The organism is Neptuniibacter sp. UBA6509, assembly GCA_002435145.1.
Lineage (GTDB): Bacteria > Pseudomonadota > Gammaproteobacteria > Pseudomonadales > Balneatricaceae > Neptuniibacter.
On record DJLT01000111.1, the window covers coordinates 1 to 10,302 of the forward strand.

Genomic DNA, 10,302 nt, shown 5'->3' on the forward strand with positions numbered 1-10,302 from the left:
CTACCAACTGAGCTAACGACCCACTCAGAGGACGCGTATTCTAACGTCTAAGGTTTGGAAAGCAAGGCTTTTCTTTATTGATATTTTGTCGGGTCTTTCAAGCCCGCATTTTCAAAACCTTTGGCGCGCAGTCTGCAGCTATCGCAAGCACCACAAGCCTTGCCGTTATCGTCAGCTTGATAACAGGATACGGTTAAACCGTAATCAACATTCAATTTTGTCCCGGCAAGGATGATCTCTTCCTTAGTGAGGTCAATCAGAGGCGTTTCAATAGTAATGGGGTCACCGCTGACGCCTCTTTTAGTAGCAAGGTTAGCCATAGTTTCAAACGCGGTGATATATTCTGGTCGACAGTCAGGATATCCAGAGTAATCAACGGCATTTACACCGATAAAAATTGCATCCGCTTCCAATACCTCTGCCCATCCCAACGCAAGCGAAAGAAATACGGTATTTCTTGCAGGGACATAAGTAACAGGAATATCTTCTGTTTCCTCTTCAGGCACATCTATTGAATGATCCGTAAGCGCAGAACCACCAAAATCCTCCAGATGAAGCCGAATAACTCGGTGCTCTACTGCACCTTGCTGCTTTGCAATCTCTTTAGCTGCATTTAGCTCAGTTAACGAACGCTGACCATAATCAAAACTTAGGACGTAGCAGTCATAGCCACGATCAGATGCCATTGCGAGTGCTGTAGCCGAGTCTAAGCCGCCAGAAAGCAGCACAACTGCTTTAGGGGAAGCAGGCGTATTCATGTGTATTACCAGTATTGTTTAACGAAGTTTGAATTCTTTAGCGCGAGTGACCACAGATGAGTCTGGATATTTATTGATAACCAGATCGATGTACTCATCCGATTTTTTTCGATCGCCTAACTGATCAAAAACAATCCCAAGCTTATACGCTGCATCCGGAGCTTTATGGCTCTTAGGGAAACTAGCTACCACTTCCATAAATGAAGCACTTGCTTGCTCAAGGTTTTTATTCAGAACATAGATCTCACCTAACCAATAATACGCATTCGGCAGCCTAGGACTCGTAGGATAATCCTTTATGAAGGCATTAAACGCTTCTATTGCTTTAAGGATGTTTCGATCTTTCTTAACCAAGTTGTAAGCATCTTGGTAGGCTTTAGCATCATCAAGAACCGGTCTATTGGGTTCTAAAGAAGGCTCTTCTGTCACACTAGGCACGCCCGACGCATTACCACCTGCGACAGCAGCAGTACCTGTAGCTCCTAGAGAAGCTGAAGAAGACGCAGAAATACGACGATCTAGATCGCGGTAACGATCAAGCTGCTTACTTTCCATCTGTTTAAGACGATAAGCCTGCTGCTCAACCTGCCCCCGTAAAGTGCGAACTTCATCCTGAAGCTGCTGGACAATAAGCATCAACTCACTATTGCTAGAAACTTGAGGGTTATATGAGGTTGAATTCGGCAGATTAGAGCCTGAACCCACACCTAGCTCAATAACAGGAACTTCTTCAGCAACAACTGAAGCGCTGATAAACAGCGCTAAAGTTGTGCTATATGCGATTTTTTTTGAAGTCATAAATTAACGAGATACGTACTTCAATTCCACGCGACGGTTCTGGCTCCAGCTAGATTCGCTGTGACCAAGAATCTCCGGTTTTTCTTCACCAAAGCTAACAGATTCAACTTGAGAACCTGATGCACCGTTAACCTGAAGGAAGCGTGATACTGCCTTCGCACGACGCTCACCAAGTGCCATGTTGTATTCACGCGTACCGCGCTCATCAGCATGACCTTCAAGAACAACCTGTGCTGAAGGGTTAGCAGCAAGGTAAGCTGCATGCTTTTCTAGATCAGAAAAACCATTCGCTTTTACAACTGACTTATCGAAGTCAAAGTAAAAAACAGTTTGTAGGTTGGCAACGTCAGACATTGAAGAACCGGTAACACCCGTTCCGTTATTTACGCCTTGAGTAGTGCCTGTATCCGTACCTGTTTCCGTTCCGCTCATAGAGTCAGAACCACTTGTACTACAACCTGCTACCCATGCTACTGATAAAGCCAGTGCTACTGCTTTTGTTACGTTGGAAGCTCGCATTGATCACTCCTGAAATTCACTGACTTACCCAGTGATTTTAATATTATTAAACGCCGCCACGTCCATATCTGGACATAAGTTAATGTCTATCGAAAATTATTGCAAGTAGGGGCTCCATGCAGGTTCCCTTACATCTCCACTTGAAGCAGGTAATATGAAACGAACATTGCCATCCAATGTCACACCACCTAACACCCCTTTCACACCTTTTTGTGTAGCATATAAAATAATACTACCGTTTGGCGCAATAGTCGGAGACTCATCTAAATAGGTATCTGTAAGCACATCTAAGCGCCCTGTTTTCAAATCCTGAACCGCAATATGAAACACATTATCTATTCCTCTATGTACCATCGCCAAAAAACGACCGTCATGAGTTAACCGTCCGCGGGAGTTATAATTCCCCTCAAACGTCACACGCTCTAACTGACGTGTAGGTAGATGGATACGGTATATTTGCGGCTGACCACCCCTATCTGAAGTAAAGATAAGAGATTGACCATCGGGAGACCAAGAAGGTTCCGTATCAATACCATAATGATGCGTTATTCTAGAAAGACTACGCGAATTAAGGTCTAAAACGTAAATCTCTGGATTTCCATCCTTTGATAAGACTATCGCAAGTTTGTTACCACTAGGTGACCATGAAGGCGCACCATTCAGACCTCTGAAAGATTGAACCTTTTCGCGTTTGCCCGTAGCAAGGTACTGAATATAAATTGCCGGTTTGCCGCTTTCAAAAGACACATAGGCCAACTTAGTTCCATCTCTTGACCAAGCAGGAGACATCAATGGCTCACTCTGCTGTCGAATAGTGACAGGTCTGGCACCATCTGAATCAGCCATTTTAAGGCGGTAATTCACTTTCCCCTGCCCAAGCTGTTTAGCAGTTACATAAACAATGCGCGTAGAAAAAGCCCCTCGAATACCTGTCAATTTCTGATAGATCATATCGGATATGTAGTGAGCCACATCACGTAAATTATCCTGAGTGCCCGAAACACGCTCTAATAATAAACGCTGCTCTTTCAAAACATCATAAAGCTCGAATTCAACCTTAATCTGACGACCTTCAGCAGCAATTTGACGACCAATAATCAAAAACTCAGTTTTACTCACTCGCCAATCACGAAAATACACCTGATCTTCTTTAGATGGAAAACTCAGCATATTCTGAGGGCTCATCATCTTAAATAAGCCTGTACGACCGAGATCAGCAGAAACTATTTTAGCTACATCTTCTTTAAGTGCTGAATTGCCATCCCAAGCGAAGGGTACAACGGCAACAGGTGTTGGCTCATCAATACCTTTAGTAATCTCAATAGCAAGATCACTCTCAGCTGATGACCATGAGGAAAGCAACAATACACAATTGATAAGTAATAGCTGAAATACCTTTTTCACACTTATTCCTCTTTATAACTTAATCACGAAGATCTTCCGGTCTAAACCTTAAGACTCGTTTTCGAAAATAACGATCAAAAACCACCGGATCCAAATCCTGCAGCTTTTCAAACACTGAAACACGATCTATAGCACGCAATGCATCTTCATCGAAACGAGAATCACCGCTTGGCTTAGTAACATATCTATCATTAACCCGACCAGAGGGTAACAAATGAACAGTCACTTCAACGACCATTCCATTACGTGCGGAAGGTGAACGACGCCAGTTACGTGTCACCTGATCAACTATGTAGGCTTCATAACTCATAGCTGAAGCCCGCTGCTCCTCTGCAAGAAGAGCGGCTTCCTCCTCTTCCATTGCACGAATTAAAGCTGATTTTTCTGCCGCTGCAGCTTCCGCTTCTTTACGTGCAACCTCAGCCTTTTTAGCATCGGCTTTACGCTTGGCTTCTGCCGCTTTTGCCTTTTTAGCAGCCTCATCTTTACGTTTTTTCTCTGCCGCTTTCTTTAATTTTGCGTCTTCTATTCTTTTCTGCTCAGCTTTTTTCTTAGCATCAGCTTTCTTTTTGATCTCTGCGGCCTTCTTTTTATCAATCTCCTGCTGACGCTTTTTATCTTCAGCTTTCTTCTTATCCGCTTTCTCTTTAGCTAATTGCTTTTTCTTTTGCTCAGCCTTTCGTTTTTTCTCAGCATCTGCAGCCCTCTGTATATCTGATTTTTGCTTTGCTTTATCTTCAGACGCTTTTTTCTGCTGAGCTTTATGGGTTTTCATGTCCACAATGCTAGCTTGAACATGCCGCGGAATCTTCCGAACCGGATCATCATGCTCAAACCAACTTTGAGCCAATAGAACAACCACAACAGCGTGTAAAATTACCGCTAGAACAGTGGGAAGAAGGTAACTACCTAGACGCAAAACCCAACCCTACTCTGTCACTAAACCAACGCTTGGGGCGCCGGCTTGCTGCAATAAAACCATTAGCTGTACAACTTTATCGTAATTAACATTACGATCCCCCCGCACCAATAACATTTTCTTGGGGTTGCTCGCGATTATTTTACTAATGCGTTCTTGAACTGTTTCAGCGCTAACCGCTTCTTTAGGATCACCGCCCACATCGATAAAGTATTCCCCTTCTGCATTAACCGTAACAATGACAGGTTCACTGTCTTTATCATCTACCGGCTCAGCGGATGCTTTAGGTAACTCTACATTAACCCCTTGGGTTAACATCGGCGCAGTAATCATAAAAATTACAAGCAGCACCATCATCACATCAATATAAGGCACTACATTGATGTCGGCGTTTAACTTACGCTTCTTCTTGTGTCGTCTGATCATTTCATCACACTCCCAGTGAACGGTTAGTGAGATGCATGCATGCGACGATGCAGGATAGATGAGAACTCATCAGCAAAAGTTTCATAATTACCTAGGAGATATTCAACTTGTGCAGAATAGCGGTTGTAGGCAATTACCGCCGGAATCGCGGCAAAAAGGCCAATTGCAGTTGCAATAAGCGCTTCAGAAATACCAGGAGCTACAGAAGCTAACGTTGCCTGATGAACATTAGCTAGACCACGGAAAGAGTTCATAATCCCCCAAACAGTACCAAACAAACCAACATAAGGGCTTGTCGAGCCGACCGTCGCAAGAAATGGCAAATGACGCTCAAGCTTATCTTCTTCGCGGGCAAGCGCCACACGCATACTACGTTCAACACCATCCATCACAGAGTCTTTATCATAGCCCTCTTGCTGAGTTAAACGCGTATACTCTTTAATACCAGCACGGAATATATTTTCAGCACCACAATCAGAATTTGGCTGTTGGTTTACTTCTCTAAATAACTGGCCCAAATCAACACCAGACCAGAAGCGATCTTCGAAATTTCGCAGCGATTTACGTGCAGTCGACAGAACTGCCTGACGCTGAAAAATCATAATCCAAGAAAGCACTGATGCCATTAACAACATTAGCATCACTAATTGCACAACCACACTTGCGTTTGCAACTAGACTCCAGATCGACATTTTTTCGGCCACTGCGCCTTTCCTCTAAATTGAACCCGTTAAAGACAATACAAATCCATGCTCTGATCACTCAAAAACAGATAAGTTCCATCTAATTCAGGACAGAAAATTTAGGCTCAACAATAACAGTCAGGATAATTAATACAAGAAAAAACCAGCCCAAAAGGCTGGTTCAATATAAGGAATTTTTAATCAGCTCAGAAGGGGATCTAAACTATGCACTCTTTTTAATAAGCCCTTCATGTGCAGACTGACAGCGAATACAACGTGCCGCTGTCGGGCAAGCCTTTAATCGACTTAATTCAACTTCTTCATCACAATCAGTGCAGATACCAAATCCACCCTGATTTATACGTTCAAGCGCGGCTAAACATTCAGCTATCTCCTCACTATGACGTGACAAAGACTCTACTTTAAGCATGAAATTGACTTCAGCATCCGCCTCTTCAGATGAATCATGCACAGTCATACTCTCTTGCTGTAAATCAGCACTCCGCTCAACCTCTTCTACAATCTCTGAACGCAACTGCTCAAGCAAACTCACGAGCTCAGCTTTAAATGAAGTCACCTCAGAAAGTGTAAGTCCAACCGTCATGGTAATACCTGCCATTTATTATTGTGTATTAATAGGCATAGTAGACGCAGGGATATAAATTTGTGTTTGATTGAGATCAGGTTTACATAAAAAGCACACTTTATATGCGACTTTTTGATCTAGATCGGGTTAATTCACTCATATAGGGTCAAAATAGAGTTAAAAACAGAAACCCCAATTCTTTATAGGCGTTGAAACTGTAAAAGCGATATAAGCCTTTGACTGTACAAAATATCGCCTTAATCGCGTCCCACTTTATCAAAAGAGAAAAAGCGAATGGGCGCTTAGTTGTTACATCGCTAACTTATAGTTGGTTTTTCAAGACCAAAGTGCTGATAAGCATGATCTGTAACCACACGACCTCTCGGCGTACGCATCAAAAACCCTTGCTGAATAAGGTAAGGCTCCAGCACATCTTCAATCGTATCCCGCTCTTCACTAATAGCAGCAGCTAGGCTTTCAACACCGACCGGACCACCAGCGAACTTTTCAATCATAGTCAGTAACATGCGTCTATCCAGATGATCAAAACCATGATCATCTACGTTAAGCATATTTAAGGCGCGATCAGCCATATCATTATCAATATTACCGCTACCTTTGACCTCTGCATAATCACGTGCTCTTCGCAAAAGACGGTTAGCAATACGTGGCGTACCACGCGAACGCTTGGCTACCTCTTTTGCTCCCTGCCCATCGATCTGAGTACCAGATAAATTAGCTGAACGCGAAACAATACTCGTCAAGTCTTCAATATTATAAAACTCTAAACGCTGTACTATTCCGAAACGATCACGCAATGGTGATGTTAGTAGTCCAGCTCGAGTCGTAGCGCCCACCAATGTAAATGGAGGCAGCTCTAACTTTATTGATCGTGCAGCCGGTCCTTCACCAATCATAATATCAAGTTGATAATCCTCCATCGCTGGATAGAGCACCTCTTCAACATTTGGGCTTAATCGATGAATTTCATCAATAAACAAGACATCATTAGGCTCTAGATTGGTCAGCAACGCAGCAAGATCTCCTGCCTTTTCCAAAACTGGACCAGAAGTTGTCTTGATCTCTGAGCCCATTTCATTGGCAATGATATTTGCTAAAGTCGTCTTACCTAGACCAGGAGGACCAAAAATAAGCGTATGATCGAGCGCCTCTTCCCGCATCTTTGCTGCCTGAATAAAGATCTCCATCTGCTCACGAACGACAGGCTGCCCAACATAATCCTCAAGCGACTTAGGGCGAATTGCTCTATCAGTCGCTTCTTCAACAGGATTACTTAAAGGGGAGATAAAGCGATCTGCTTCAATCATTTACCAAAACTCCTATCCAACCATTGCGCGTAGCGCATAACGGATCAATTCTTCACTGCTCGTCGCCGCACCTAGCGCTTTGACTGCTTGCTGAACCGACTTAGAAGCTTGCACAGGCTTATAACCCAAAGCAACTAACGCACTCTCAGCCTCATCTCTTGAATCTGGCACAGACTCTAATGCAGTCATATCAGGCCCATCAGCTGCAGAAAGCTGGAATTCACCCGAACTTTCTAGCCCAAGCGCCTTAATTTTATCTTTCATCTCGACAATCAAACGTTCAGCTGTTTTCTTGCCGACCCCAGGCAGCTTGATTAACGAAGCGGTATCTCCATCATTAACACAACGGACAAACTCTGATGTCGAAATACCAGATAAAATAGTTATAGCTAGCTTTGGCCCGACACCATTGGCTTTAATTAAAGTACGAAAAAGCACACGCTCTTCGCGCTCATAGAAGCCATACAGCAGCTGCGCATCTTCGCGTGTTACAAAATGAGTAAACAACGTAACTGGGGCACCACATTCTGGCAAACGATAGAAAGTATTCATTGATGCTTCGACTTCGTAGCCCACACCATTCACATCTATCAACAATTGCGGTGGACGCTTCTCTATCAATTCGCCTCTTAATCGACCAATCACTTATTTTTTCCTTTTTTAATCTTCTCTAGCTTATGCCCTGCGACAATAAATTCAGGGAGCTTAAGGTCAGCAAACATAGCGGCCATACGTAAAATAAATATGATGAGCATCGCAATTAGAGCCACTAACTGCGCATTCATATAGTCATAAGACACTATATAAAATACAGCGCCCGCCAATGCACAGGTTGCGTATAGCTCACCATCTTTTTGTAATATCAGTGGTATTTGGCCAGTAAGAATGTCACGAATCATGCCACCAGCACAGCCCGTGATTACAGCCATCATGACAACTATTAGAGGCGAAAAATCTAAAGCTATCGCCTTTTCGGCCCCCAAAACAGCGAACAATGCCAAGCCCATCGCATCTAAAACAAGTAATAGCCGGCGTGGATATTGCACATAACGACATACAACAAAGGCGACTACGGCAGAGATGATTGCCGTCCATAGATAGACGGTATTAGCAATCCAAACCACGGGATGAATGTCTAAAGTAATATCTCGAATCGTACCTCCACCCAAGGAGGTTACTATTGCCAAAACCACCACACCCAAAATATCTAATCGTTTCCCTTGGGCCGCCAAAGCGCCGGCCGTCGCAAACACTGCAACGCCCATTAAATCAGCAATATAGATAAATGCTTCGTAACTCATCGTTCACCCACTTGAGCCCCGCAAATTAGCCTATTCAACCTTGGCGCCAACCTGCATTTCGAGAGGACATTGTCCCCGCTGTTTTAATAAGACTACTACGCGTATGAGAATGACACAGGGCGATTGCCAAGGCATCCGCCGCATCCGCTTGAGGCAGACCCGGTAATTTAAGGATATGCGCTACCATATGCTGAACCTGAGACTTGTCTGCAGATCCTTTTCCCACAACAGATTGCTTCACTTTGCGCGCCGCATACTCATAGACCGGCAGCTCCGCATTGGTACCTGCGACAATCGCAACACCGCGCGCCTGCCCAAGCTTTAAAGCAGAATCAGCATTACGGGCCATAAAAACTTGCTCAATAGCCATCTCTTGAGGGCAGTAGCGCTCGATCACTTCAGCTACGCCTTCAAAAACCTGCTGTAAGCGCCCTGGCAATTCATCGCCTTTGATGCGGATACAGCCACTAGCAACATACTCATTTTTATTGCCCACACAGTTTATTACCCCATATCCGGTAATTCTTGAGCCAGGGTCTATTCCTAATATCAGCATTGAATCTATCTATCAAACCTATCCATCGAACTTATACTGGTTATTTATACAGGCGAGAATACCGTAGTCTTATTATTTTAGAAAGCCTCACGTCAAACTTAATCAGCAATATACATTTTTAACAGCCGAGAATTTGTGTCAGGTACAAAAAAAACGGAGCAAGCCCCGTTTCCATTAGAAGCAACTTGGAACAACTATATATCCATCGCCTCTTCTGGAATTATCGCATTGTGATAAACATTCTGAGAATCATCAAAATCCTCTAAGGCATCAATCAATCGCAGAACCTTTCGACCTGCATCAACATCTAACTCAACAGTCGTCGACGGAATCATTGAGATTTCAGCATGAATAGCTTTAAGTCCAGCCTCATACATCGATTGCTTTACATCGATAAAATCATGCCAATCGGTAAGCACCTCGATAGAACCATCCTCATTGCTCACCACATCTTCTGCACCCGCATCCAGTGCCGCATCCATGACAATCTCTTCATCAACATCATCGGCATAGGTAATATGCCCCTTCTTTTCAAACAAATATGCAACAGAACCGCTGGTTCCTAGATTCCCACCAAATTTATTAAATGATGCCCGCACACCTGCCACAGTACGGTTGACGTTATCAGTCATACACTCAACAAGGATCGCTACACCATTTGAACCGTAGCCTTCGTAGGTCAGCTCATCATAATGATCACCTTCAGCACCACCCGCACCACGCTGAATAGCCTTTTCAATCGTATCGCGCTTCATGTTAGCGCCAAGGCTTTTATCAATAGCCGCTCTTAATCGAGGGTTATCATCAGGATTACCACCCCCTCTTTCGCTGCGACCACCAGCTCACGAATTAACTTAGTGAAAACTTTCCCACGCTTTGCATCTTGTGCCGCTTTGCGATGTTTAATATTGGCGAATTTAGAATGACCAGCCATAAAATCTCCCTGTTATCCAAAATGCCTAACCTTAATTCACAGCCACAAACAAAAAAAGCTGCCCGTTGGCCACTGCTGTCCCATAGTTAG

Annotated in this window: 12 protein-coding genes and 1 pseudogene; all 13 read right to left on the bottom strand. The window is 43.8% G+C overall.

What is annotated here, in order from left to right:
- Nucleotides 1-74 precede the first annotated feature (74 nt).
- The 13 genes and pseudogenes from queC to B4K11_RS13800 all read right to left on the bottom strand — a co-directional run bounded on the left by queC (nucleotide 75) and on the right by B4K11_RS13800 (nucleotide 10,212).
- Nucleotides 75-758 carry a 7-cyano-7-deazaguanine synthase QueC gene (queC, locus tag B4K11_RS13740; RefSeq protein ID WP_292950335.1) on the bottom strand — a complete coding sequence of 228 codons (684 nt, stop codon included), beginning with the start codon at nucleotides 756-758 and terminating at the stop codon, nucleotides 75-77.
- A gap of 18 nt (nucleotides 759-776) precedes the next feature.
- On the bottom strand, nucleotides 777-1,556 hold the full coding sequence (gene ybgF / locus B4K11_RS13745; RefSeq protein WP_292950334.1) for a tol-pal system protein YbgF: 780 nt from the start codon (nucleotides 1,554-1,556) through the stop codon (nucleotides 777-779).
- 3 nt (nucleotides 1,557-1,559) lie between these two features.
- Nucleotides 1,560-2,075, bottom strand: coding sequence for a peptidoglycan-associated lipoprotein Pal (gene pal, locus B4K11_RS13750; protein ID WP_292950333.1), 516 nt, complete (start codon nucleotides 2,073-2,075; stop codon nucleotides 1,560-1,562).
- A 96-nt stretch (nucleotides 2,076-2,171) separates the two neighbouring features.
- Nucleotides 2,172-3,479 (bottom strand): Tol-Pal system beta propeller repeat protein TolB, encoded by a 1,308-nt coding sequence (gene tolB, locus B4K11_RS13755; protein ID WP_292950332.1) that lies wholly within the window; start codon nucleotides 3,477-3,479, stop codon nucleotides 2,172-2,174.
- Between the two features lie 19 nt (nucleotides 3,480-3,498).
- The gene (gene tolA, locus B4K11_RS13760) at nucleotides 3,499-4,398 is read right to left on the bottom strand and encodes a cell envelope integrity protein TolA (protein ID WP_292950331.1); all 900 of its coding nucleotides are present in this window, start codon (nucleotides 4,396-4,398) and stop codon (nucleotides 3,499-3,501) included.
- 9 nt (nucleotides 4,399-4,407) lie between these two features.
- Nucleotides 4,408-4,824: a protein TolR gene (gene tolR / locus B4K11_RS13765; protein ID WP_292950330.1), complete on the bottom strand. Its 417-nt coding sequence runs from the start codon at nucleotides 4,822-4,824 to the stop codon at nucleotides 4,408-4,410.
- A gap of 23 nt (nucleotides 4,825-4,847) precedes the next feature.
- Complete coding sequence (tolQ, locus tag B4K11_RS13770; RefSeq protein ID WP_292950329.1) at nucleotides 4,848-5,528, bottom strand: protein TolQ; 681 nt, start codon at nucleotides 5,526-5,528, stop codon at nucleotides 4,848-4,850.
- Nucleotides 5,529-5,730: 202 nt separating this feature from the next.
- Nucleotides 5,731-6,111: a TraR/DksA family transcriptional regulator gene (locus tag B4K11_RS13775; protein ID WP_292950328.1), complete on the bottom strand. Its 381-nt coding sequence runs from the start codon at nucleotides 6,109-6,111 to the stop codon at nucleotides 5,731-5,733.
- A gap of 299 nt (nucleotides 6,112-6,410) precedes the next feature.
- Nucleotides 6,411-7,421: a Holliday junction branch migration DNA helicase RuvB gene (gene ruvB, locus B4K11_RS13780; RefSeq protein ID WP_292950327.1), complete on the bottom strand. Its 1,011-nt coding sequence runs from the start codon at nucleotides 7,419-7,421 to the stop codon at nucleotides 6,411-6,413.
- A 12-nt stretch (nucleotides 7,422-7,433) separates the two neighbouring features.
- On the bottom strand, nucleotides 7,434-8,066 hold the full coding sequence (gene ruvA / locus B4K11_RS13785; RefSeq protein WP_292950326.1) for a Holliday junction branch migration protein RuvA: 633 nt from the start codon (nucleotides 8,064-8,066) through the stop codon (nucleotides 7,434-7,436).
- Complete coding sequence (locus B4K11_RS13790; protein WP_292950325.1) at nucleotides 8,063-8,722, bottom strand: trimeric intracellular cation channel family protein; 660 nt, start codon at nucleotides 8,720-8,722, stop codon at nucleotides 8,063-8,065. The genes ruvA and B4K11_RS13790 overlap by 4 nt, the downstream gene beginning before the upstream one ends.
- A gap of 34 nt (nucleotides 8,723-8,756) precedes the next feature.
- Nucleotides 8,757-9,278, bottom strand: coding sequence for a crossover junction endodeoxyribonuclease RuvC (gene ruvC / locus B4K11_RS13795; protein ID WP_292950324.1), 522 nt, complete (start codon nucleotides 9,276-9,278; stop codon nucleotides 8,757-8,759).
- A 194-nt stretch (nucleotides 9,279-9,472) separates the two neighbouring features.
- Nucleotides 9,473-10,212, bottom strand: a pseudogene (locus B4K11_RS13800) (YebC/PmpR family DNA-binding transcriptional regulator).
- Nucleotides 10,213-10,302: the final 90 nt, after the last annotated feature.

What these genes read in the sequence shown, in the direction of transcription:
- tolR (WP_292950330.1), bottom strand. Translation starts at nt 4,824, where the DNA reads ATGATCAGACGACACAAGAAGAAGCGTAAGTTAAACGCCGACATCAAT.
- ruvB (WP_292950327.1), bottom strand. Translation starts at nt 7,421, where the DNA reads ATGATTGAAGCAGATCGCTTTATCTCCCCTTTAAGTAATCCTGTTGAA.
- ruvC (WP_292950324.1), bottom strand. Translation starts at nt 9,278, where the DNA reads ATGCTGATATTAGGAATAGACCCTGGCTCAAGAATTACCGGATATGGG.
- ybgF (WP_292950334.1), bottom strand. Translation starts at nt 1,556, where the DNA reads ATGACTTCAAAAAAAATCGCATATAGCACAACTTTAGCGCTGTTTATC.
- B4K11_RS13775 (WP_292950328.1), bottom strand. Translation starts at nt 6,111, where the DNA reads ATGACGGTTGGACTTACACTTTCTGAGGTGACTTCATTTAAAGCTGAG.
- queC (WP_292950335.1), bottom strand. Translation starts at nt 758, where the DNA reads ATGAATACGCCTGCTTCCCCTAAAGCAGTTGTGCTGCTTTCTGGCGGC.
- pal (WP_292950333.1), bottom strand. Translation starts at nt 2,075, where the DNA reads ATGCGAGCTTCCAACGTAACAAAAGCAGTAGCACTGGCTTTATCAGTA.
- B4K11_RS13790 (WP_292950325.1), bottom strand. Translation starts at nt 8,722, where the DNA reads ATGAGTTACGAAGCATTTATCTATATTGCTGATTTAATGGGCGTTGCA.